At 63.1% G+C, this 21,242-nt stretch carries 21 protein-coding genes; 9 read left to right on the top strand and 12 right to left on the bottom strand.

Annotation, left to right across the window (positions count from 1 at the left end; translation table 11 throughout):
- Positions 1 to 70 precede the first annotated feature (70 nt).
- Positions 71 to 1,174, bottom strand: coding sequence for an ElyC/SanA/YdcF family protein (locus C2U37_RS23825; protein WP_069785308.1), 1,104 nt, complete (start codon positions 1,172 to 1,174; stop codon positions 71 to 73).
- 149 nt (positions 1,175 to 1,323) lie between these two features.
- Positions 1,324 to 2,217, bottom strand: coding sequence for a LysR family transcriptional regulator (locus C2U37_RS23820; RefSeq protein ID WP_102948678.1), 894 nt, complete (start codon positions 2,215 to 2,217; stop codon positions 1,324 to 1,326).
- A 100-nt stretch (positions 2,218 to 2,317) separates the two neighbouring features.
- Between C2U37_RS23820 and C2U37_RS23815 the strand changes: the two genes are divergently transcribed.
- Together C2U37_RS23815 and C2U37_RS23810 are read left to right on the top strand one after the other, a co-directional pair.
- Complete coding sequence (locus C2U37_RS23815) at positions 2,318 to 2,806, top strand: DMT family transporter (protein ID WP_102948677.1); 489 nt, start codon at positions 2,318 to 2,320, stop codon at positions 2,804 to 2,806.
- Positions 2,807 to 2,904: 98 nt separating this feature from the next.
- On the top strand, positions 2,905 to 3,339 hold the full coding sequence (locus tag C2U37_RS23810; RefSeq protein ID WP_045524056.1) for a DMT family transporter: 435 nt from the start codon (positions 2,905 to 2,907) through the stop codon (positions 3,337 to 3,339).
- Between the two features lie 272 nt (positions 3,340 to 3,611).
- Here C2U37_RS23810 and C2U37_RS23800 read toward each other — a convergent pair whose 3' ends face one another.
- From C2U37_RS23800 to C2U37_RS23760, 9 genes are all read right to left on the bottom strand, one after another.
- On the bottom strand, positions 3,612 to 3,854 hold the full coding sequence (locus C2U37_RS23800; protein WP_010673692.1) for a DUF3297 family protein: 243 nt from the start codon (positions 3,852 to 3,854) through the stop codon (positions 3,612 to 3,614).
- Positions 3,855 to 4,644: 790 nt separating this feature from the next.
- Positions 4,645 to 5,625: an IS5-like element IS5 family transposase gene (locus C2U37_RS23795; RefSeq protein ID WP_026141915.1), complete on the bottom strand. Its 981-nt coding sequence runs from the start codon at positions 5,623 to 5,625 to the stop codon at positions 4,645 to 4,647.
- A gap of 45 nt (positions 5,626 to 5,670) precedes the next feature.
- Positions 5,671 to 5,817 carry a hypothetical protein gene (locus C2U37_RS24805; protein WP_158656315.1) on the bottom strand — a complete coding sequence of 49 codons (147 nt, stop codon included), beginning with the start codon at positions 5,815 to 5,817 and terminating at the stop codon, positions 5,671 to 5,673.
- A 965-nt stretch (positions 5,818 to 6,782) separates the two neighbouring features.
- The gene (gene trpA, locus C2U37_RS23785) at positions 6,783 to 7,589 is read right to left on the bottom strand and encodes a tryptophan synthase subunit alpha (protein ID WP_102948674.1); all 807 of its coding nucleotides are present in this window, start codon (positions 7,587 to 7,589) and stop codon (positions 6,783 to 6,785) included.
- On the bottom strand, positions 7,586 to 8,779 hold the full coding sequence (gene trpB / locus C2U37_RS23780; protein ID WP_041214833.1) for a tryptophan synthase subunit beta: 1,194 nt from the start codon (positions 8,777 to 8,779) through the stop codon (positions 7,586 to 7,588). Before trpB ends, trpA begins: the two co-directional genes overlap by 4 nt.
- Before the next feature lie 188 nt (positions 8,780 to 8,967).
- Complete coding sequence (trpCF, locus tag C2U37_RS23775) at positions 8,968 to 10,473, bottom strand: bifunctional indole-3-glycerol-phosphate synthase TrpC/phosphoribosylanthranilate isomerase TrpF (RefSeq protein ID WP_102948673.1); 1,506 nt, start codon at positions 10,471 to 10,473, stop codon at positions 8,968 to 8,970.
- Positions 10,473 to 11,486 carry an anthranilate phosphoribosyltransferase gene (trpD, locus tag C2U37_RS23770; protein ID WP_010673697.1) on the bottom strand — a complete coding sequence of 338 codons (1,014 nt, stop codon included), beginning with the start codon at positions 11,484 to 11,486 and terminating at the stop codon, positions 10,473 to 10,475. The genes trpCF and trpD overlap by 1 nt, the downstream gene beginning before the upstream one ends.
- A gap of 10 nt (positions 11,487 to 11,496) precedes the next feature.
- A complete protein-coding gene (locus tag C2U37_RS23765) occupies positions 11,497 to 12,096 on the bottom strand; it encodes an aminodeoxychorismate/anthranilate synthase component II (protein ID WP_039039194.1) in 600 nt (199 codons plus the stop codon).
- Complete coding sequence (locus tag C2U37_RS23760; protein ID WP_104453173.1) at positions 12,089 to 13,723, bottom strand: anthranilate synthase component 1; 1,635 nt, start codon at positions 13,721 to 13,723, stop codon at positions 12,089 to 12,091. Before C2U37_RS23760 ends, C2U37_RS23765 begins: the two co-directional genes overlap by 8 nt.
- Positions 13,724 to 14,153: 430 nt before the next feature.
- Here C2U37_RS23760 and rnm point away from each other — a divergent pair, with 430 nt between their 5' ends.
- From rnm to tesB, 7 genes are all read left to right on the top strand, one after another.
- Positions 14,154 to 15,035, top strand: coding sequence for an RNase RNM (gene rnm / locus C2U37_RS23755; RefSeq protein WP_104453172.1), 882 nt, complete (start codon positions 14,154 to 14,156; stop codon positions 15,033 to 15,035).
- Positions 15,036 to 15,167: 132 nt separating this feature from the next.
- Positions 15,168 to 15,788 (top strand): L-threonylcarbamoyladenylate synthase, encoded by a 621-nt coding sequence (locus C2U37_RS23750; RefSeq protein ID WP_104453171.1) that lies wholly within the window; start codon positions 15,168 to 15,170, stop codon positions 15,786 to 15,788.
- Positions 15,781 to 16,656 carry a segregation and condensation protein A gene (locus C2U37_RS23745; protein WP_199770494.1) on the top strand — a complete coding sequence of 292 codons (876 nt, stop codon included), beginning with the start codon at positions 15,781 to 15,783 and terminating at the stop codon, positions 16,654 to 16,656. Before C2U37_RS23750 ends, C2U37_RS23745 begins: the two co-directional genes overlap by 8 nt.
- Positions 16,657 to 16,697: 41 nt before the next feature.
- Positions 16,698 to 17,390: an SMC-Scp complex subunit ScpB gene (gene scpB, locus C2U37_RS23740; RefSeq protein ID WP_104453169.1), complete on the top strand. Its 693-nt coding sequence runs from the start codon at positions 16,698 to 16,700 to the stop codon at positions 17,388 to 17,390.
- Positions 17,383 to 18,306, top strand: coding sequence for a 23S rRNA pseudouridine(2605) synthase RluB (rluB, locus tag C2U37_RS23735; RefSeq protein ID WP_010673705.1), 924 nt, complete (start codon positions 17,383 to 17,385; stop codon positions 18,304 to 18,306). The genes scpB and rluB overlap by 8 nt, the downstream gene beginning before the upstream one ends.
- A 213-nt stretch (positions 18,307 to 18,519) precedes the next feature.
- Entirely contained in the window at positions 18,520 to 18,891 is a 372-nt protein-coding gene (locus C2U37_RS23730) for an endonuclease domain-containing protein (RefSeq protein ID WP_104453168.1), read from the top strand.
- Between the two features lie 181 nt (positions 18,892 to 19,072).
- A complete protein-coding gene (gene tesB, locus C2U37_RS23725) occupies positions 19,073 to 19,936 on the top strand; it encodes an acyl-CoA thioesterase II (RefSeq protein ID WP_043155558.1) in 864 nt (287 codons plus the stop codon).
- A gap of 63 nt (positions 19,937 to 19,999) precedes the next feature.
- Here the strand turns inward: tesB and C2U37_RS23720 are convergent, their stop codons facing one another.
- Positions 20,000 to 21,178 (bottom strand): dicarboxylate/amino acid:cation symporter, encoded by a 1,179-nt coding sequence (locus C2U37_RS23720; protein ID WP_104453167.1) that lies wholly within the window; start codon positions 21,176 to 21,178, stop codon positions 20,000 to 20,002.
- Positions 21,179 to 21,242: the final 64 nt, after the last annotated feature.

Genomic DNA, 21,242 nt, shown 5'->3' with positions numbered 1-21,242 from the left:
CAACAGGGAGGGCAGTGACTGGCAGGGGGAAGAGAGGAAAAGGCCCCGCCAGGGTGGCGGGGCCGGGGGATCAGCGCTCCACCAGCGGGGCCGAGCGGTAGCTCCACAGGCCATAGGTGCGCAGGGCGTCCCGGTAGATGCCAAGCAGCTCCTCCGGGCTTGCCTTGGCCAGGGCCGAGAGGGGCTTGTCCGGGTAGGCGACGCTGTCGATGCGGATGTTCGCCGGGCCGCTCTGCCAACAGGCGATTTCCAGCAGGGTCTGGCCCCGGCGCACATGGCTCGCCGAGCTCACCAGGGTGGCGAACTCAATCTCGTGGCGGGCGAGGGCATAGCCGCTGTAGAGGGCGTTCTCCACCGTGCTGGTGGCGTAGTTCTCCTCGATGATACGGGAGCGGTCGATGCCCTTTTTCGCCAGCCAGTCCGCCATCAGCTTGCCCTCGGTCTGGCGGTTCTGGGGCACTCCGCCGGTGAGGATGACGAGGGCCGCCGGATCGGCCTGGGCCAGGGCGCGGGTGGTCTCGAGGCGTCCCAGCAGGATGTCGTGCATGGAGCCATCGGGATTGAGGGCATAGCCTAGGGTGACGATGGCGCGGCGCCCCTTCTTCTCGCCCCGTCCCTGACGCTCCTTGAGGGGGGTGGCGACCACTCTGTCCACGGTGGCGAACAGCCGCTGCAAGTCGGCGGCGCGACCGGCATTGAGCTCGCCGACCCGCTTGAGGTAGCCATCGGATTTGGCCTGGTTGCCCTTGAAGCGCTGCCAGGTGGCCAGATAGGTGTTGATGTCCAGATCGTCCGGGGCGGCGGTGAGGGCCTGCTCGAACAGGGCGATGGCCCTGTCCACGTTGCCGTTGTAGATCTGGGCGTTGGCCGCCGAGATGAGCAGATCGGTGCGATAGGGCTCGAGCTGGTGGGCCTCCAGCAGCAGGGTGGTCACCTGCTCCATGTTGCTCGGCATCTTGGCGGTGAAGCCCGCATCGGAGACCCGGGCGGGGGAGTGGAAGATGCGGGCGGCGTCTGCCAGCAGCTGATCCACCACCTGGCGCTTGCTGATGAACTGCTCGTAATTCTGCTCCTTTTGCAGGGAGCGCACCGGGGCGGCCCAGGCATCGGATGAGACAAAGAGCGGCAGCGTCAGCAGGCTGGTGAGGGTCAGGGCAATCGCGGTTTTCTTCATCATGGGGCTCCCTCTGGGGTGCGGGGCGCGATGCCGTGGCTCGTCCCCTGAATGCTTTTCCAATAAAAACAGATGCTTGGTTTGCTGCTTACTCTACTCCCTTCCCGATGAAAAAAACGTGAACCGTTCCGGTTATCCCGATGCCCCCCTCAGCGCAGCCCCAGACGCTCCTGCAGGAAGGCCAGCCAGGCCTCCACCTTGGCGGGCAGGTGGCGGCGCTTGGGATAGACGCACCAGATGCCGTGCTCGGGCAGGGCATGGTCTGGCAGGACGGGCACCAGCCGCCCGATGGCGAGATCCCGCGCCACGATGAAGTCCGGCATGTTGCCGATGCCAAGCCCCGCCAGCAGCGCGGTGTGGATGGCATCGCTGTTGTTGACCTCGAAATTGCCCCTGGGGGTGATGGCCACCTCTCCTTCGGGCCCGTGCAGCCGCCACTGGGTGCCGCCGCGAAACAGGGAGTAGAAGAGGCAGTTGTGGCGCTCGAGATCCGCCGGGGTGCGGGGCGTGCCGGCCTGCGCCAGGTAGGCGGGGGCGGCGCACAGGGTGCTGAGACAGGGGGCGAGGCGGCGGGCGACCAGGCTCGAATCCTCCAGCTCGCCGATGCGCACCGCCACGTCGAACCCCTCGGCCACCAGATCCTGCCGGGCGTCGCTCATCTCCAGCTGCAACTGCACCTCGGGGTGAAGGGCGAGAAACTCGGGGACAAGGGGGGCGATGTGGCGCCGGCCATAGACCATGGGCACCGTCACCCGCAGCAGGCCGCGGGGGGCCGATTGCAGGGCGCCGATGGCATCTTCCCCGTCGCTGGCCAGGCGCACTGCATGGCGCACCGTCTCGAAGTCGCGCTCCCCCGCCTCGGTGAGGGTGAGGGAGCGGGTGGTGCGATAGAGGAGCTGGCAGCCGAGGGCCTGCTCGAGCTGGCTCACCTTCTTGCTCAGCACCGACTTGCTGAGGCCGAGCTGACGGGCGGCGCCGGAGAAGGTGCCCGACTCCACCACGGCGACGAAGGCCGGGAGCAGGGCGAAGGCGTCCTGGTTCATGTTGTTCTCGATATGGAAACAATGTTGTTCCAGGAGGGTAGATTATCCCCAAATCAAAAACAATTTACCCTGCTCGTCAGTTCAACCAAGGAGCAACCCCATGATCCCCCCGCTTGTTGACGGCGGCCCCGGCCGCCCCGCCCTCGGCCAGACACTTGGCCAGACCCTGGGTGCCCTGGCCGCCTTCGCCGCCGGCCTGCTGCTGGCGCTGATGATCGCCCAGAACGGCGCCCTGTCCCGCGCCACCGACCCCTGGCTCGCGAGCTGGCTGGCCCACGGGGTCGGCACCCTGGTGGCCGGGCTCCTGTGGTGGCTCTCCCCAAGGCCCCCGACGCCGGAGGCTGCCCCGCCCTGGGCCTGGCTCGGCGGTCTGCCGGGGGCGCTCACCGTGGTGCTGGCAGCCCTGTGCCTCAACTCGCCCCTGGGCATGGCGGGCACCCTGGCCCTGCTGCTGCTCGGCCAGCTGCTGTTTGGTGCCCTGTGCGATGGCCTCGGCTGGCTCGGACTGGCTCGCCGCCGCCCCTCGGGAAAGGACGCGCTCGCCACCCTGCTGGTGATGGCCGGCGCCCTGCTTATCGTGCTGCATTAGGAGAGACACCATGACCTTATTGATCCTGATGGGACTGCTCACCGCCTTGCTGGTGATGGCCAGCGCCCTGTTTATCGTGCTCGGCTAGGAGAAACACCATGACCCTTCTGATCCTGTTGGGACTGCTGAACGGCGTGGCGGTGAGCCTGTCGCGCACCCTCAACGGCCGCCTCGCCAGCGCCCGGGGCGCCATGACGGCGTCCCTTGCCAACCACCTGCTCGGCTTCGGGCTGCTCGGCGCCCTGCTCATCCTCAAAGGGGCACCCTGGGAGCGGCTCGCCGGGCTCGATCCCTGGCTGCTGCTCGGCGGGGTGCTGGGGGCGCTGTTTGTCGCCATCAGCAGTTGGGCCATCGGCCGGATCGGTGCCCTGGCCTGCGCCCTGCTCATCGTCACGGGCCAGCTGGCGGGGGGCGCCCTGCTCGATGCCCTGGCCGGACGGCTGGCCGCGAGCGATCTGCTCGGCATCCTGCTGGTGCTGGCGGGGGCTGCGCTGCAACGCTGGCAGGGCGGTAAGTCGCGCTCCCGAGGGTGAGTGGGGCGGTGATGGCCTGGGTAAACCGGCAGGGATGACAAGAGCGTCGCCCTGCCTGGATGCCAAAGGCGGCTCGCCTGCCGGATCAGGGCCCAGATGAAAAGGAAAAGGCGAAAGCAAGGGAGGGAAAGGAAGAAACAGGAAGGCAACAGAGAGCAAAGAAAGAGAGGTGCCTGTCACCCTGGGCCGCCCTTAACAGCAGAACACCGGCGCAAGGCCGGTGTTCTGAACAGCATGGCGGCGGGCCCGGCGGGGCGCGCGGTCAGGGCCGCTTAGGCGTAGAAAGCCTCGACGGTGCCCTTGACGGTGATCAGCATGGGGTTGCCGTAGCGATCCTTGGCCTTGGGGGAGGGGATCTTCACCCAACCTTCGCTGATGCAGTACTCCTCGACATTGGTGCGCTCCTTGCCGTTCACGCGAATGCCGATCTCGTGCTCGAAGCACTCCGCCACATGGTGCGGGCTGCGCGGGTTGGCCGCCAGACGGTCGGGCAGTGCAGGTTTGTTGTCGCTCATTTTATAGACCTGAGAGTGATAAAAAGTGGGTCATTGTAGGCAATGCCTGCCGTGGGCTCAAGGCTGGCGACCCGCAACTTCACCTTCACTTCACCGAGCGGGGATAAGGTAGGCCAACGTTTTCAGTTGGAGCTTTACGATATGCCCACCATAGTCACTCACGCCGCCGTACTCCTCTGCCTTGGGCAGAGGCTTGTTCAATAAGGTGGCGGGCCTATTTTTCTATTGATCAGTATGAAGCTCAACAATTGAATGAAAAATGCAAAGTATTGGGAGTCACTCTTAAATGTTGTGTTATGTCTATGCCACATTAGCCCATGAGCATATTTCGTCCGCTAAGCCACTAATAGATGTATGTCCACCAACTGAAATACCCTGTTTATTCATATGCCAATTAAATTTATCAAGTGCATTCTCAATTGAGATCACTTGCTCATTATTTAAGCTCTCGACTTCGTCACCGGGCATTAATATAAATATTGAAGCTTTATTTCCTATGCCTAATTTAACTGCCGCCTCTACATCTCTAGCCGCTTTTAATAGATTGAGCTCTATTCTTTGGACATTGGAGTAAACGGTTGAAGCAAGCCCGCCGACAAGGTTTTTATTATCTCGGAACGGTACAAATAACTCGTGAGAGCCTAAGGAAGGTGCGAATAAGCGGGGAAATTCTTCTCGGCTGACTCAGTCATTTCATTTTTTCAGTTTGAGCCGATCTTTTCTCCCGTAAATGCCTTGAATCAGCCTATTTAGACCGTTTCTTCGCCATTTAAGGCGTTATTCCCAGTTTTTAGTGAGATCTCTCCCACTGACGTATCATTTGGTCCGCCCGAAACAGGTTGGCCAGCGTGAATAACATCGCCAGTTGGTTATCGTTTTTCAGCAACCCCTTGTATCTGGCTTTCACGAAGCCGAACTGTCGCTTGATGATGCGAAATGGGTGCTCCACCTTGGCCCGGATGCTGGCTTTCATGTATTCGATGTTGATGGCCGTTTTGTTCTTGCGTGGATGCTGTTTCAAGGTTCTTACCTTGCCGGGGCGCTCGGCGATCAGCCAGTCCACATCCACCTCGGCCAGCTCCTCGCGCTGTGGCGCCCCTTGGTAGCCGGCATCGGCTGAGACAAATTGCTCCTCTCCATGCAGCAGATTACCCAGCTGATTGAGGTCATGCTCGTTGGCCGCGGTGGTGACTAGGCTGTGGGTCAGGCCACTCTTGGCATCGACACCAATGTGGGCCTTCATGCCAAAGTGCCACTGATTGCCTTTCTTGGTCTGATGCATCTGCGGATCGCGTTGCTGCTCTTTGTTCTTGGTCGAGCTGGGTGCCTCAATGATGGTGGCATCGACCAAGGTGCCTTGAGTCATCATGACGCCTGCTTCGGCCAGCCAGCGATTGATGGTCTTGAACAATTGGCGGGCCAGTTGATGCTGCTCCAGCAGGTGGCGGAAGTTCATGATGGTGGTGCGGTCCGGCAAGGCGCTATCCAGGGATAACCGGGCAAACAGACGCATGGAGGCGATTTCGTACAGAGCATCTTCCATCGCGCCATCGCTCAGGTTGTACCAATGCTGCATGCAGTGAATGCGTAGCATGGTTTCCAGCGGATAAGGTCGCCGGCCATTACCAGCCTTGGGGTAAAACGGCTCGATGACTTCCACCATGTTTTGCCATGGCAGAATCTGCTCCATGCGGGACAAGAAAATCTCTTTTCTGGTCTGACGGCGCTTACTGCTGAATTCACTGTCGGCGAAGGTAAGTTGATGACTCATGATGAACCCTGTTCCATGGCTCCAGATGACAAACATGATCTCATATCAGGGACTTGTTCGCACCTTCCCTAGAGCTTTAGAAACCTTCGGGGTTGCATAGACAGCAATTTCTTGATCCCCAACCGGAATGATATTTTTCACATTTCGTGGTTTTCCTTTAGCCTTTCCTGCTATTTCTTTTTCATCTGCCATTTCAAGTTTCCTTTATTGGGCCTGTAGTGAGTTTTCAGGGGTAACGGTGATTAGATGGAAGGCGGAACTAAATGATGATTAAGGCTTTTCATATAATGCTGTTCTGCGCTGATCGTCACCATGAAAAAATTAAAATATAATCATGGTATTACCAGTCTGCCTCTGATGCCTGAAAGTATTCGCTTATCTTCCTCTGTTTCAATTGTAAAAAACACAGATAGAGAGTTGGATATTGAAAGCGACGGATACGCTACCGCCCCTGAGTTTCAGCTCCCAATTCGCTGTTCGTCACCTGCGCTATGTCAACAATCGCTTCCATGGCGTTTCCCGAGAGATGGATTGCCGTTTGGCTATCTTAATGGCTCTGATCGAGGCATGGGAAGGGGTGGTTGATAGAAATCTGAGCTGGTTCAACCAATTAGTGAGCAACTGTCGTTCTAGTTGGCTGTTGGGTGAGCAGAATAGTGGGAAATCCCCTCACCCCAACCCTCTCCCGGAGGGAGAGGGGGCTTGCTTGCGGTTAGGCGGGAGCTTAGGGCTGGCGCGGTTTTGATCCCCCTCTTATTCGCTGAGGCAAGCCCTCTTGTCCAGGCCGCGAGGCAGGATGCCGAGCGAGCGGCGCTGGGCCATGGACGGCCCATCGGCGCGTGCCGTTGGACAATAGGGTGAGCCGAAGGTACCCGACTTCAGTCGGGCGAATAAGCGGGGGAGAAGACCTTTGGTGACTTTGGGTCTTTCCAAAGTCACTCGCCCCAGCCCGAAGGGCGGGCGAAACCCCGTCGAGGGCAGAGCCCTCGCGTCCTGCGTGGCGAAGCCGCGCCATCACATCAACGTCGCGAACGTCTGATTACGCTTCGCTAATCAGACCTACAGAGAAGCGAATCGCTGACGCCGGATAACAAAAGGGAGCCTATCAGGCTCCCTTTTCTCAGACATGGTCAATGGCATTTGACCAATGCCGCCCCTTATCGATTGGTCGCGGCCTTCATCCCTTCCACAAACTCTTTCAGACGAGTGAGCATATGTTCCGGGTTCTGGTGGTGGGTCTCGATGATCTTCACCACGGCGGAGCCTGAAATGGCACCGGCGGCGCCAGCGGCGATGGCCTCACGCACCTGAGCCGGTTCGCTGATGCCAAAGCCGAGCAGGGCGGGGGGGGCATTGAACTCGCGCAGGGTGTTGATGAGACCCTCCACCGGCATACCGGCCTTGGTCTCGGCACCGGTCACGCCGGCGCGGCTCACCAGATAGGTGTAACCGGAGCCGAGCTCGGCAACAGCCTTGAGCGTCTCGGCATCGCCGTTGGGCGGGGCGATAAAGATGCTGTCGATGCCGAACTTGTCGGCGGCCGCCTTGTAGGGTTCGCACATCTGCACCGGCACGTCCGCCACCAGCACCGAGTCCACCCCTGCCTGCTGGCACTTCTCGTAGAAGCCGTCGATGTGGCGCACATAGACCAGGTTCGCGTAGACCAGGAGGCCAATGGGCAGTTCCGGGTACTTGGCGCGGATGCGGGCGAGCAGGCCGAAGCAGTCGTCCGGGGTGGTGTGGCTGGCAAAGGCACGCAGGGCTGCGCCCTGAATGGTGGGGCCGTCTGCCACCGGATCGGAGAAGGGAATGCCGAGTTCGAGGGCGTCGGCGCCCCCTTCGACCAGGGCATCGACGATGGCCAGGGACAATTCGGGGGTGGGGTCACCCAGCATCACGAACGGCACAAAGGCGCCCTGATTGGCTTCGTCCAGACGGGAGAAGAGTTGTGCGTAACGGTTCATGACAAGGTTCCTTCTTTTTCAAAGATGTCGGCAACGGTGAAGATGTCTTTGTCGCCACGGCCGGAGAGGTTGACGATGAGCACCTGCTCTTTTTCCGGTTCACTGCGGGCCATCTTGAGGGCATGAGCCAGGGCGTGGGAGGACTCCAGCGCCGGTATGATGCCTTCGGATTTGGCCAGCTCCTGAAAGGCGTCCAGCGCCTCCTTGTCGGTCACCGAGGGGTACTCGGCGCGGCCGATGGCGGCCAGGTGGGCGTGCTGGGGGCCGACGGAGGGGAAGTCCAGCCCCGCCGAGACGGAGTAGGACTCCTGGATCTGGCCCTGGTTGTCCTGCATCAGGAAGGAGTGCATGCCAAAGAAGACCCCCTTGCTGCCGTGACCCAGCGGCGCACCGTGCTCGCCACTCTCGATGCCGTGACCACCCGGCTCGACCCCGATAAGGCGAACGGAAGGCTCATCGATAAAGTCCGCGAACATGCCGATGGCATTCGAGCCGCCGCCGACGCAGGCGATCACCGCATCCGGCAGGCGCTCTTCTTTTTCGAAGCACTGGGCCTTGGCCTCTTCCCCGATCATCTTCTGGAACTCCCGCACGATAGTGGGGAAGGGGTGGGGGCCAGCGGCGGTGCCGAGCAGGTAGTGGGCGGTTTCATAGTTGGCAGCCCAGTCCCGCAGCGCCTCGTTGCAGGCATCTTTCAGGGTGCTGGAGCCGGAGTGCACCGGGATCACGGTGGCACCCATCAGCTTCATACGAAACACATTCGGCTTCTGGCGCTCGCAATCCTTGGCCCCCATGTAGACACGGCACTTGAGGCCGAGCAGGGCGCAGGCCAGCGCCGTCGCCACACCGTGCTGACCGGCGCCGGTCTCGGCGATGATCTCGTGCTTGCCCATGCGCTTGGCAAGCAGGGCCTGGCCCAGTACCTGGTTGGTCTTGTGGGCGCCGCCGTGCAGCAGATCTTCACGCTTGAGGTAGAGGCGGGTCTTGGTGCCCTTGGTCAAATTGCGGGTGAGGGTGAGCGGTGTCGGGCGACCGGCGTACTCGGTCAGGAGCGCCTGAAACTCGGCGACGAAAGCCGGATCATCCTTGGCATCGACAAAAGCCTTCTCCAGCTGGAGCAGGGCGGGGATGAGGATCTGGGGCACATACATACCGCCAAATTCACCAAAAAACGGATTGAGCAGGGTCATGGTTATCTTCCTTTACATTCTGCAATTGAGATCAGGTATGAGCCTTGGCGGGCTGAGGCGTATGGCTGGGGCACATACATGTCATCGACGAAATTCACCGAAAAACGGATTGAGCAGGGTCATACATTATTCCTTGTGCTTATGGGCAAACGCAGTTCATTAATTCGTTGAATGAGTCACGGAGGCGCTCACAGTTGGCGCAGGGCCCCAAAGGCAGCCGCCAGCTTGTGAGCATCCTTCCTGCCCGGGGCACTCTCCACCCCGGAGTTGAAATCAAGGCCGAGGCAGCCCACTTGCGCGGCCTCGAGGGCGTTGTCGGGGTTGAGGCCCCCCGCCAGCATCAGTTTGCTCTTGTCGAGCCCGGCCAGCAGGGTCCAGTCGAACGCCTGGCCGGTGCCGCCGCTCTGGCTGCCGACTTTGGTATCAAGCAGCAGGCGATCCGCCGGGTAGTCGAGGGTGGGCAGGGGCTCGCCACTTGTGACTCCGACGGCCTTCCAGATCTGGCAGCCCGCCGGCAGCAGGGGGCGCAGGGTCTCGATATAGGCGGCGTCTTCGTCCCCGTGCAGTTGCACGGCGGCGAGCCCCAGCGCATCCACCGTCTTGGCGATGGTGGCGGGCTGGGCATTGCGAAACACCCCGACGTAAGAGAGCGGCGCGCCCGCCATCACGGCGCGGGCGGCGGGAATGTCCACGTAGCGCGGGCTTTTCGCCACAAAGATGAGGCCGCCGAACACGGCGCCCGCCTGATGGGCGGCGGCGGCGTCCTCGGGACGGGTCAGGCCGCACACCTTGTTCTGGCCGAGCACGAGCTTGCGCACCGCGGCCTCCAGATCCGGCTCCGCCATGAGGGAAGATCCCACCAGGAAGCCCTTGGCGTGGTGGCGCAGGGCCGCCACCTGGGCGCGGTGGTTGATGCCGGATTCGCTGATCACCACCCGATCCCCCGGGATCCTGGCCGCCAGTTGCCGGGTGCGGGCAAGATCGACGCTCAAATCCCGCAGATCCCGGTTGTTGATGCCAATCACCGGGGCGCCGAGGTCGATGGCGCGGGTCAGCTCCTCCTCGTTGCTCACCTCGGTGAGCACCCCCAGGCCCAACTCTTTCGCCACGTTGAACAGGGCGCGATACCCCTCGTCGGTGAGCACGGAGAGCATCAGGAGGATGGCGTCCGCTTGATAGTGGCGGGCCAGATAGACCTGATAGGGGTCAATCATGAAGTCCTTGCAGAGCACCGGCTGCTGGACGCGGCCCCGTACCCGGGGCAGGAAGGCGAAATCCCCCTGGAAGAACTTCTCGTCCGTCAGCACCGAGATGGCGGTGGCGTAGTGGCCATAGATGTCGGCGATGGCCTCCGGGCTGAAGTCGTTGCGGATCAAGCCCTTGGAGGGGGAGGCCTTCTTGCACTCCAGAATGAAGCGGGTGGAGCCTTTGCGCAGGTCCCCCTCGAAGTCCCGATCGCTTGGGGTCAGCGCGTCCTGGAAGCTCGCCAGGGGCTGGCTCTCCTTGCGGGCGGCGACCCACTCCTGCTTGGCCGCCACGATCTTGCCGAGAATGGTCTGGCTGATGGAGGCCATGTTCAGAAAGGCGTGGGGAGCAATGACATCTGACATCTCGTTATCCTTGCGAAGCTGGCTGTTGCCCGTCGGGCGTTCTGGGTGAGTGCCCCTGGGGCACGCTGTGGTGGTGGCTGACATCATGCCTCCTGATGGCTCAGGGTGGCGAGATCCCGGGCGAGGAGAGCGGCCTGGCCGCTTGCCAGCACCGCCAGCACCCGGGCGGCGGCCTGCCTAAAGTCCGGGGCCTCGCCCGCCATCACCAGGAGCGGCGCCACGTTGGCGGCGATGGCGGCGTTGTGGGCCGGGCTGCCGCGCCCTTCCAGGATGGCGGCGGTGATGGCGCGGTTCTCCTCGGGCTCACCGCCCTGGATGGCGCTGACCGGGTAGGTGTCGAGGCCAAAGTCCGCCGGGGTGAGCAAGTACTCGCGAATTTCGCCGTCGCGGATCTCCGCCACCTGGGTCGGGCCGTGGATGGCAATCTCGTCGAGGCCGGCGCCGTGCACCACCATACCGGTTTTCAGGCCGAGTGCCAGCAGGGTTTCGGCGATGGGGCGCACCAGCTCGGGGGCATAGACCCCCATCAGCTGGAAGCTGGGGCGAGCGGGGTTGATGAGCGGCCCCAGCACGTTGAACAGGGTGCGGGTCTTGAGGGCCTGGCGCACCGGCATGGCGTGGCGCACCCCGGCGTGGTACTGGGGGGCGAACAGGAAGCAGACCCCGAGCTCGTCCAGGCAGCGGCGGGCCTGGGCCGGGCTCATGTCGAGCTTGATGCCCATCTTATCGAGCAGGTCGCTCGACCCCGACTTGCTCGAGACCGAGCGGTTGCCGTGCTTGGCCACTTTCAGGCCGCAGGCGGCGGCCACCAGGGCCGAGGTGGTGGAGACGTTGATGGTGTTGAGGCCGTCCCCTCCGGTGCCGACGATGTCGCAGAAGGCATAGTCCGGGCGCGGGAAGTCGCGGGCTTCGGCCAAGAGCGCCTCGGCGGCGCCGGCGATCTCCTCCGGGGTCTCCCCCTTGATCTTGAGGGCGGTCAGAAGGCTCGCGAGCACGATGGGATCCACTTCACCACGAACCACCTGGCCGAAGGCGTCGCGGGCGGCGTCGCGGGTGAGAGACTGACCCTGATAGAGGGTGTTGAGATGTTGATGCATGGTCTCTTCCTTACCGCACGTGGCTTTCTGGACGGGTGACATGGGCGAGGGCCTGGGTGAGCAGGCGGGCCCCTTCGCTGGTCATGATGGATTCCGGGTGGAACTGGAAGCCCAGCACCCGCTCGTCACGCTGCTCGATGGCCATGGGCATGCCCTGATAGTGGGCAATCACCTGCAACTCTTGTGGCACATAGGTGGCCACCAGGGAGTGGTAGCGGGCCACCGGCAAGGGGCTCGGCAGCCCCGCGAAGGCGCCATGGCCGTTGTGCTCGATGAGGGAGCGCTTGCCGTGGACGATTTCCCCCGCCGCCCCGACGGTGCCGCCGTAGGCTTCGCACAGGGCCTGATGACCGAGACAGATGCCGAGGATGGGCACCCGGCCCCGGGCCAGCTTGATGAGGTCGATGAGGCAGCCCGCCTCATGGGGGGCGCCCGGCCCCGGGGAGAGCACCAGCACGGCGTCCCCTTCGCAGGCGTCGATCTCCTGCATGATGCGGCTCGCAGGCAGGCTGTTGCGGTAGATGCGCACCGGGTAGCCCAGGGTGCGGAACTGGTCGACGAGGTTGTAGGTAAACGAGTCGAAGTTGTCGAGCAGGAAGATGTTAGTCATGGATCACGTCCTTGTGTTGTTCCTGCTGGGCGCTGAGGGCCTGCAGGGAGGTGCCATGGCTGGCAGCGATGGCGGCCAGCACGGCCGCCGCCTTGGCGCGGGTCTCGTCTGCCTCGGCCTGGGGTTTGGAGTCATAGACCACCCCGGCGCCGGCCTGGACATGGGCGACCCCCTCTTTCACGAAGGCGGAGCGGATGACGATGCAGGTGTCCATTTCCCCTGCGCCGTTCAGGTAACCCACGGCGCCGCCGTAGCTGCCACGACGCTTGCCTTCCACCATGCGGATGAGCTCGCTGGCGCGCAGCTTGGGGGCACCGGTCAGGGTGCCCATGTTCATGCAGGCCTGGTAGGCGTGCAGGGCGTCAAGGTCGGCGCGAAGGGTGCCCACCACCCGGGAGACCAGGTGCATGACGTGGCTGTAGCGATCCACTTTGAGCAGATCCTTGACGTAGCGGGTGCCGGGGGCGGAGATGCGGGCAATGTCGTTGCGGCCCAGATCCACCAGCATCAGGTGCTCGGCCACCTCTTTCTCGTCCTGGCGCAGCTCCAGCTCGATGCGGCCGTCCAGATCCAGGTTGATGCTGCCGTCCGGGTTGAGGCCGCGGCGGCGGGTGCCGGCGATGGGGTACATCTCCACCTGGCGGCTGTTGGCGCAGAACTTGACCGCGCTCTCGGGGGAGGCGCCAAACAGGGTGAAGCCCTCGTCCTGCACGTAAAACATGTAGGGGCTGGGGTTGGTCTGCTTGAGGCGGCGATAGGCGGCGACGGGATCCGGGCAGGGGAGGGAGAAGCTGCGGGACGGCACCACCTGGAAGATGTCACCACGGCGGATGAAGCCCTTGAGCTTCTCGACCTCGGCGCAGAACTGCTTGTCCCCCTTGTCGACGGCCAGGGCGCCGGTCAGCGGCGCCGTGCCCTGTGGCGCAGGCAGCGGCTGCTGACAGGCCTGTTTGAAGGACTCGAGGCGAGCGGTCAGGCGGGCGTAGCGCGCGTCCAGCTGCTCATCCTCTTCGCCGCCGAACAGGCAGGCCACCAACTGGGTGCTCTGCTTGATGTGGTCGATGGTGATCAGGGTCTCGGCCACATAGAAGCAGTAGTCAGGGCAGTCGTTGCTCCCCTCTGGCACCTCGGGCAAGTCTTCAAAGGAGGCGATGAGGTCGTAGGCGAAGCTGCCCGCCATGAAGAGGGCCTCTTTGCCCTGCTGGCATTGCAGCTCCCGCTGCAGGGTACGCAGCACGTCCAGCACGCTGCTGCCCTTGAGGCGGCTGTCTTCGTCAAGCTCCCGATCGGACGCCGGGAAGTCGAGGTGCAGCTCGTCCGCCACCCGGGTCTGGGTGATGACGGTGGGCAGGCGCTGCTCCAGCAGGCGCAGCAGGGCGGCGCCGTTGTCGCCGAGGGGGCGCACCTGCACGGCGCGGCCGCGGCACTCGATGCGCAGGCAGGCATCCACCAGCAGCAGGCTCTGGGTACCGGCCTTGGAGTCGATCTCCACCGATTCGAGCAGCAGGTTGTTGGGTCTGTCCTGGCAGAGTCGGGTATAGAGTGCCAGGGGGTCTGTCACATAGGGGGCATTGAGCCGGATGGTATCGAATTCGCCCAGGGGCAAACGGGTCTTGTTGCCTGTCATAATGCCTTCCCTTGCATGTGTTGTGTGTCACCGATGGTCATGGCGCTGTCTCTCTTGAAAATGGGTCGGGTTCGGGTCACGTCAGCGAGTTCGCCATCGCCATCGCCATGTCAGTGTGCTTCTCTGAATTGTCGGTTTCATCACAGGTCCATTTGCCGGATAATAAAAAAGCCCGCTGGGGTCAGCGGGCTTTTTCTTTGGGTTCTTAACTTGCTGTCAGATTACAGGTACAGCAACGACCACACGCCCGCATGTCAGGGAGTGTGCCACCACCAGATGGTCAGAATGGAAGTCGCTTGCATGAGATTGAGTCCTGTAAAAAGATGTTTGCAATGAAGTGCCTACAGAAAACGATAAAGCCGCGGCCAAGTCAAGTCGCTTTTTTGCCGGCCTTTTCCAGGCAGGTCCCAAACAAGAGCGAAACACGCCGATGATATTCGATCTTCATTGCCACACCACCGCCTCGGACGGGGTGCTGAGCCCCGCCGACCTGGTGCGCCGCGCCGCCGAAAAAGGGGTGGAGGTGTTAGCGGTCACTGACCACGATACCCTCGACGGGCTTGAAGAAGTGCGCCAGACCATCTCGGCTGACCAGCTGCCACTGCGCCTGGTGAGCGGGGTGGAGATCTCCACCGGGTGGGAGCATCACGAGATCCACATCGTGGCCCTCGGGGTGGACGAGAAAAATCCCCAGTTGCTCGCCTTTCTGGCAGGGCAGCGGGCTCGCCGGGAGGCGCGCGCCGAGGAGATCGGGCGTCGTCTGGAGAAGTGCCTCATCCCGGGCACCTATGAAGAGGCCAAGCAGCTTGCCGGTGACGCCGCCGTGACCCGGGCCCACTTTGCCCGGGTGCTGGTGGCGCGCGGGGTGGCCGACAATATGCAGAAGGTGTTCAAGAAGTACCTGAGCCGGGGCAACAAGGGCTATGTGCCCGCCGAGTGGCCCGGGATGGGAGAGGCTATCGAGGCCATCCACGCCGCAGGCGGGCTGGCGGTGCTGGCTCACCCGAGCCGCTACAATCTCACCGCCAAGTGGATCAAGCGGCTGCTGGTGGCCTTCAAGGCCGTCGGGGGGGATGCCATGGAGGTTTCCCTGCCCCAGCAGAGCCCCCAGGAGCGGGCGAATCTCGGCCAGTGGGCCAGGGAGCACGATCTCTATATTTCGGTGGGGTCCGATTTTCACTTCCCCTCCAACTGGACCGAGCTTGGCCGCCACCTCTGGCTGCCCAAGGAGGGCATGCCGCTCTGGCTCGGCCACCCCGGCCATTTCGGGCTGACCCCGGAGGAGCATGCGGGCCTGCTGGCCAGCCGCTGAGGGTTGCCACCGGCGGGAGAGCGTCTTTGATGCGGGCGAGTCTGCGTCAAACAGGTTAAGGTAGTGTCATGGGCCAGGTGGCCCTTGACCATGAAGCGGGCAACGAGCGTGCCCCAATCGCGAGAAGAACATATGAGCCAGCATTTTTACGTACACCCGGACAATCCCCAGGCTCGCCTCATCAGCCAGGCGGTGCAGATCCTGCAAAGTGGCGGCGTTATCGTCTATCCCACCGACTCCGGTTACGCCCTGGGTTGCCAGATGGGCAACAAGGACGCGCTGGAGCGCATCTGCCGCATCCGCCGCATCGAACCGAACCATGACTTCACCCTGGTGTGCCGTGATCTCTCTGAGATCTCCACCTACGCCAAGGTGGACAACAGCGCGTTTCGTCTGATCAAGAACAACACCCCCGGCCCCTACACCTTCATCTTCAAGGCCACCAAGGAGGTGCCGCGTCGCCTCATGAACGAGAAGAAGAAGACCATCGGTATCCGGGTGCCTGCCAACAACATAGCGCTCGCATTGCTCGAGGCGCTCGGCGAGCCGCTGCTCTCTACCACGCTGATCCTGCCGGGTTCCGAGATGGCGGAGTTCGACCCCGAGGAGATCGCCGACAAGCTCGGCAAGCAGCTGGATCTGGTGGTCAACGGCGGGTATCTCGGCGAGCAGCCCACCACTGTGGTGGACTTCTCCGACGACGAGCCCGTGCTGCGCCGTCGCGGTGCCGGGGATCCGACGCCGTTTGAGTGATCTTGCCGACCCCGTGCCCGAGGCGCTGAGCGCACCGGGCACGGCTGGGGAAAGCTCCCTTCCCCCGCCCATCGCGACTGTGCTGGGGCAGCCCTACCACGAGCTGCCCCAGGATTTGTTCATCCCCCCCGATGCGCTGGAGGTGTTTCTCGACACCTTCGAGGGGCCGCTGGATCTGCTGCTCTACCTCATCCGGCGCCAGCAGCTCGACATCCTGAACCTGCCGATCCTGCAGATCACCGCCCAGTACATGGAGTACGTGGAGCTGATGCAGGGGCTCAACCTCGAGCTCGCGGCGGAGTACCTGCTGATGGCGGCCTGGCTGGCGGAGATCAAATCCCGCCTGCTGCTGCCCAAGGCCCCGGAGCTGGAGGACGAGGAGGAGGGGGAAGACCCTCGCGTCACCCTCATTCGCCGCCTGCAGGAGTACGAGCGCTACAAGCTGGGGGCGGAGCGGGTCAATGCCCTGCCGAGGGTGGAACGGGAGATCTTCGTCGCCGCGGCCCTGCCGCCGGATTTTGGTGCCCTGAAGCCGCTGGCCCCCGATGTTTCACTGGTTGAGCTCGCCCTTTACATGCAAAGTGTGGTAAAACGCGCGACTCATTTTGAGCATCACCAGATCCGCCGGGAGCAGATCCCGACCCGGGTGCGGATGGCGGAGATCCTCGCCATGCTCTCCCTGGGCCAGACCCTGCGCCTGGAGCAGGTGCTGCGGGCCGAGGAGGGGCGCATGGGGGTACTGGTGACCTTCCTGGCCCTGCTGGAGCTGTGCAAGGAGCAGCTTATCTGGATCCTGCAGGCAGAGCCCCTGGGGCCCATCCACTTTGCCCTGGCAAGTCAGGAGACGGCGCATGAGCATGTACACTGAGCGGCCGCTCACGGCCATGGGCATAGCCCAGGAGGCCTGTCGTGGCGCTGCCCGCTGAACGGCTGAAGACCCTGATCGAGGCGGCCCTGTTCGTCGCCGGGCGCCCGCTCAACGTCAGCGAGCTCAAGGGCAGCGTGCTGGCGGATTACCCGGTCACCGGCCGCTACGTCCAGCTGCTGCTGGCGGAGCTCAAGAAAGACTATGAGACGCGGGGGGTCGAGCTCAAGGAGGTCGCCTCCGGCTGGCGTTTCCAGGCCCGCCAGGAGTATGCCGAGGAGCTCTCTCGCCTGTGGAGCGAGCGGGCGCCCCGTTATTCCCGCGCCGTGTTGGAAACCCTGACCCTGATTGCCTATCGTCAGCCCATCACCCGGGCAGAGATAGAAGCCATCCGCGGGGTGGCGGTCTCGAGCCAGATCGTCAACACCTTGAAAGAGCGCGGCTGGGTGCGCAGCATAGGACACAAGGAGGTGGCGGGTCGTCCCGAGCTGCTCGCCACCACCCGCGAATTTCTGGACTATTTCAATCTGCAGAGTCTGGAGCAGCTCCCCGAGCTGGATCCCGAACTGCCCCATCCCTTGTCGCTCATGCCGGACGAGGGAGGCGATGGGCGGCCCGCCGCGGGCCGTCTTGCGCATGAACATGGTGAGGATGCCCGCGAGGCGGCCTCACAGACATCCATGCTGTCCGCGATGTCGGCGGGCAGCGATCAACAATCAGGTAACCCCGATGAGTGAAAAACTGCAAAAAGTATTGGCCCGCGCGGGTCAAGGCTCCCGTCGTGAGATGGAGGCCCTGATCACCGCAGGTCGGGTCAGCGTGGATGGCAAGGTCGCCACGCTGGGGGATCGCGTCGAAGTGAACGCCGTGATCCGGGTGGATGGCCACCAGGTCAAGACCCGCGCCGCAGAGGAAGTGATCTGCCGCGTGCTGGCCTACCACAAGCCCGAAGGGGAGATGTGCACCCGCCACGATCCGGAAGGACGTCCCACCGTGTTTGATCGTCTGCCCAAGATGGATGGCGCCCGCTGGATTGCGGTGGGTCGTCTGGACGTCAACACCTCCGGTCTCTTGCTGTTCACCACCGACGGCGAGCTGGCGAACCGGCTGATGCACCCGAGCCACGAAGTGGAGCGGGAATACGCGGTGCGCGTCTTTGGCGAGATCACCGAAGCCATGCTGCAGCGCCTGCGCAAGGGCGTGCAGCTGGAAGACGGCATGGCCAAGTTCAACAAGATCAAGCCGGCCGGCGGTGAAGGGCTGAACCAGTGGTTCAACGTCACCCTGACCGAGGGCCGCAACCGGGAAGTGCGCCGCCTGTGGGAATCCCAGGAAGTGCAGGTGAGCCGCCTGATGCGTATCCGCTACGGCGACGTCACCCTGGATCGCGGCATCCCCCGCGGCGGCTGGCAGGAGCTGAAGTTGCCCGAAGTGAACTACCTGCGCGGCCTGGTCAACCTGCCCAACGAGACCGAATCCAAGGTCGATCTGCAGCAGGATGGCAAGAGCACCCGCCACAAGCAGGCCGCCCAGATCCGTCGCGCCGTGAAGCGCCACAAGGAGATGCAGGGCAAGGAGCCGCGCGCCCGTGCCACCACCGCCCGTCGCAAGCCGACCTCCTCCACCCGCAATTCCGGCACCGGCAGCAAGTAAGCCGCCACCACGGGCCGCTCGCCCCGGACACGCCACAAGCCCGCACCCCAAGGTGCGGGCTTTTTTGTTTTCTGCTCCTGCCGGGCTCCTTGAGACTGAATCGCACAGGGGAGAGAAAGGGCCAGACAAGCTCCTCCCCCTTTTGAAGGGGGAGGCTGGGAGGGGGTGAGTAGTTGTTATGCTGACAAGGGTCATAGTCGGAGGAATACTGTCATGAACGAGAAGCCAGTTCGTGTTTTCAACCGCGAGGCCACGCTGGATAAACGGCGTGAACAACGAAACAATCCAACAGAGCCTGAACGGCGATTGTGGCAGGCGCTTCGGGCTGGGCAACTCGGAGTCAAGTTTCGCCGTCAGCAAGGTATAGGCCCATACATTGCGGATTTTTACTGCCCCGGGCGGTTGTTGGTCATTGAGGTTGATGGCAACAGCCATTTCGACATGCGGGGTCTGCGTCATGACAAGCGACGGGATGCCTACATGGCGGCCCTGTCGCTGACGGTACTGAGATTTAGCAACAGGGAGGTGATGGAAAATCTACCCGGGGTGGTTGTCTCTATTCGGGCATGGCTTGATCGCGTCTGACCCCACCCCAGCCCTCCCCTTGCCAGGGGAGGGGGCCAGAGTGCCCTCTGTACGGGCTGGAAAGCGTCATACACTTCCCTTTTTTGAAGGGGAGGTGGTTGCAGACGGGGATGTGCATCAGGATGGTTGCCCTGTCGGGACGGGCTTGTTAGCCTTTCGCGCACAAAGACAGGAGAAACCAATGAGCAAGGTACTGGATGAGCTGCTGGCGTTGCTGGCGCTCGAAAAGATCGAGGAGGGCCTGTTTCGGGGCCAGAGCCAGGATCTCGGGTTGCGATCCGTGTTTGGCGGACAGGTGATGGGGCAGGCCTTGTCAGCCGCCAAGCAGACGGTGGCAAGCGACCGCCAGGTCCACAGTTTCCACTCCTACTTCCTGCGCCCCGGGGATGCCAACAAGCCCATCGTCTACGACGTGGAGAACATCCGCGACGGCCAGACCGTCTCCACCCGCCGGGTCAAGGCCATCCAGAATGGCAAGCCCATCTTCTACCTCAACGCCTCCTTCCAGGTGGAAGCCGAGGGCTTCGAGCACCAGGCGAAGATGCCGGCCAGCATCACGCCCCCGGAGCAGCTCAAGAGCGAGCTGGAGCTGGTGCGTCCCTACGAGCAGATGATCCCGGCGGCCCTGCGGGACAAGATCCTGTGCGAGAAGCCCATCGAAATTCGCCCCGTGACCCTGGTGGACCCCATTCGCCCGGATGTCCACGAGCCCCTTCGCTACACCTGGTTCAAGGCCAATGGCCCGGTGCCGGACGATCAGCGGGTCCACAACTACCTGCTGGCCTATGCCTCCGACTTCCACTTCCTGTTCGCCGCCCTGCAGCCCCACGGGGTCTCCTACTGGGAGCCGGACATGCAGGTGGCCACCATCGATCACTCCATGTGGTTCCACCGGGAGTTCCGGCTGGACGACTGGCTGCTCTACGTGGTGGACAGCCCGAGCGCCAGCGGCGGTCGGGGTCTGGTGCGCGGCCAGTTCTTCACCCGGGATGGGGTATTGGTGGCGAGCACCATGCAGGAAGGGGTGATCCGTCGCCGGGGCTGAGACGCCCCCTTGCGCCAACGAAAAACGGGAGCCGATGGCTCCCGTTTTTTATTGTCTGCGCTATCAGGCTGCGTCCTGCTCGGTGCTGAGTGCTGGCTCGCCACTTTGGGCGAAACGATCGGCCCACAGGGCGATGACGCCGTCACCGGTGACGTTGCAGGCGGTGCCGAAGCTGTCCTGGGCCAGGTAGAGGGCGATCATCAGGGCGATGGAGGCCTCACCGAAGCCGAGCATGGAAGTGAGCAGGCCGAGCGCGGACATGACACCGCCACCCGGTGCGCCCGGCGCGGCAATCATGATGACGCCCAGCATCATGATGAAGGGCACCATGGTGCCGTAGCCCGGAATGGCCAGGTGCTCGGAGAGGAACATCACCGCCGTGGCGCAGGTCACCAGGGTGATGGTGGAGCCGCACAGGTGGATGGTGGCGCACAGGGGCACGGTGAAGTTGGCGATGCCGTCGCTCACGCCGTTGCGCTTGCTGGCTTGCAGGGCCACCGGAATGGTGGCGGCGCTGGACATGGTGCCAAGGGCGGTGAAGTAGGCGGGCAGCATGTTCTTGATGAGCATGACGGGGGAGCGCCCCTGGGCGAGGCCGGTGCCGACGAACAGGACGCAGAGCCAGATCCAGTGCATGACGATGGCCATCACCAGCACTACCCCGAAGGTCTTGAGGGTGGCGAAGACGGTGCCTTCCACCGTCATCTCGACGAAGACGCCGGCGATGTAGAAGGGCAGCAGGGGAATGATCACGCGTGCCAGCAGGCGGTCGATGATGTCACGGCCCTGATCGGCGACCCGGCGCAGGTCGGTGGCCTGGGTGGCGCTGATGCCGATGCCGAACACGAAGGCGGCGGCCAGGGCCGACATCACCCCGAACAGGGGCGGGATCTCGAGGTTGATATAGGAAGCGAGCTTGGTGGCTGCCTCGGCGGTGGGCTCGGCGGCCGTGGTCAGGTGCGGGATCAGGTGGCTCGCCACGGTGAAGGCGAACAGGCCCGCCAGTATGGTGGAGCAGTAGGAGAGCCCCACCGTCTTGCCCAGCAGCTTGCCGGAGTTCTTCGGCAGGCTGGCGATGCCGCTCATGATGAAGAAGAGGATGATGAGCGGGATGGTGAAGGTGATGAGCTGGCCGATCACCGTCTTGGCGGTGAACAGCACGCGGGCGACCCATTCGGGGGCATAGAGACCGAGCAGCAGGCCGGCGAGGATACCGGCAACCAGATTGAGAACGAGTTTCATGGGGGAATCCAGGTGTTGGTGTCTGATTTGTTATTTAATTTTGATTTTAATGCCGCTTTTTAAC

Source organism: Aeromonas sp. ASNIH1 (assembly GCF_002934285.1).
Taxonomy (GTDB): Bacteria; Pseudomonadota; Gammaproteobacteria; order Enterobacterales; family Aeromonadaceae; genus Aeromonas; species Aeromonas caviae.
The sequence above is the reverse complement of the archived record's forward strand: the minus strand, read 5'-3'. Positions and strand labels throughout refer to the sequence as shown.

Excerpts from the sequence above, each read along its gene's own strand:
- trpA (WP_102948674.1), bottom strand. The coding sequence starts at position 7,589 with ATGAACCGTTACGCACAACTCTTCTCCCGTCTGGACGAAGCCAATCAG.
- trpD (WP_010673697.1), bottom strand. The coding sequence starts at position 11,486 with ATGCATCAACATCTCAACACCCTCTATCAGGGTCAGTCTCTCACCCGC.
- trpCF (WP_102948673.1), bottom strand. The coding sequence starts at position 10,473 with ATGTCAGCCACCACCACAGCGTGCCCCAGGGGCACTCACCCAGAACGC.
- C2U37_RS23825 (WP_069785308.1), bottom strand. The coding sequence starts at position 1,174 with ATGAAGAAAACCGCGATTGCCCTGACCCTCACCAGCCTGCTGACGCTG.
- C2U37_RS23760 (WP_104453173.1), bottom strand. The coding sequence starts at position 13,723 with ATGACAGGCAACAAGACCCGTTTGCCCCTGGGCGAATTCGATACCATC.
- rnm (WP_104453172.1), top strand. The coding sequence starts at position 14,154 with ATGATATTCGATCTTCATTGCCACACCACCGCCTCGGACGGGGTGCTG.
- C2U37_RS23820 (WP_102948678.1), bottom strand. The coding sequence starts at position 2,217 with ATGAACCAGGACGCCTTCGCCCTGCTCCCGGCCTTCGTCGCCGTGGTG.
- C2U37_RS23730 (WP_104453168.1), top strand. The coding sequence starts at position 18,520 with ATGAACGAGAAGCCAGTTCGTGTTTTCAACCGCGAGGCCACGCTGGAT.
- C2U37_RS23750 (WP_104453171.1), top strand. The coding sequence starts at position 15,168 with ATGAGCCAGCATTTTTACGTACACCCGGACAATCCCCAGGCTCGCCTC.
- C2U37_RS24805 (WP_158656315.1), bottom strand. The coding sequence starts at position 5,817 with ATGGCAGATGAAAAAGAAATAGCAGGAAAGGCTAAAGGAAAACCACGA.
- C2U37_RS23800 (WP_010673692.1), bottom strand. The coding sequence starts at position 3,854 with ATGAGCGACAACAAACCTGCACTGCCCGACCGTCTGGCGGCCAACCCG.
- C2U37_RS23815 (WP_102948677.1), top strand. The coding sequence starts at position 2,318 with ATGATCCCCCCGCTTGTTGACGGCGGCCCCGGCCGCCCCGCCCTCGGC.
- C2U37_RS23810 (WP_045524056.1), top strand. The coding sequence starts at position 2,905 with ATGACCCTTCTGATCCTGTTGGGACTGCTGAACGGCGTGGCGGTGAGC.
- C2U37_RS23720 (WP_104453167.1), bottom strand. The coding sequence starts at position 21,178 with ATGAAACTCGTTCTCAATCTGGTTGCCGGTATCCTCGCCGGCCTGCTG.
- trpB (WP_041214833.1), bottom strand. The coding sequence starts at position 8,779 with ATGACCCTGCTCAATCCGTTTTTTGGTGAATTTGGCGGTATGTATGTG.
- C2U37_RS23765 (WP_039039194.1), bottom strand. The coding sequence starts at position 12,096 with ATGACTAACATCTTCCTGCTCGACAACTTCGACTCGTTTACCTACAAC.
- tesB (WP_043155558.1), top strand. The coding sequence starts at position 19,073 with ATGAGCAAGGTACTGGATGAGCTGCTGGCGTTGCTGGCGCTCGAAAAG.
- C2U37_RS23795 (WP_026141915.1), bottom strand. The coding sequence starts at position 5,625 with ATGAGTCATCAACTTACCTTCGCCGACAGTGAATTCAGCAGTAAGCGC.
- rluB (WP_010673705.1), top strand. The coding sequence starts at position 17,383 with ATGAGTGAAAAACTGCAAAAAGTATTGGCCCGCGCGGGTCAAGGCTCC.